Source organism: Variovorax sp. WDL1 (genome assembly GCF_001541225.1).
Lineage (GTDB): Bacteria > Pseudomonadota > Gammaproteobacteria > Burkholderiales > Burkholderiaceae_C > Variovorax.
In genome coordinates, this window is sequence record NZ_LMTS01000234.1 from 1 (window position 1) to 304 (window position 304).

General features: G+C 66.4%; 1 protein-coding gene. It reads left to right on the plus strand.

All coding sequences use genetic code 11. The annotated features are described in order from the left end of the window. The coding region (locus tag APY03_RS28630; RefSeq protein WP_157103473.1) for a two-partner secretion domain-containing protein at positions 1 to 304 on the plus strand (304 nt) is incomplete at both ends.

Here is a 304-nt window from a genome sequence, read left to right on the forward strand (position 1 = left end):
GTCAACATCCAGACCCCTTCGCCCGCAGGCGTCTCGCGCAACCTCTACAACCAGTTCGACGTCCAGCCGCAAGGCGTCATCCTCAACAACAGCCGCACCGATGTGCAGACCCAACTGGGCGGCTGGGTGCAGGCCAATCCCTTCCTGGCAACCGGGCCGGCGCGCATCATCCTCAACGAGGTGGTCAGCGGCAATCCGACGCAATTGCGCGGGGCCATCGAGGTCGGCGGCCAGCGCGCCGAAGTCATCGTGGCCAACCCGGCTGGCATCGCGGTCGATGGCGCCACCTTCATCAACGCCAGCC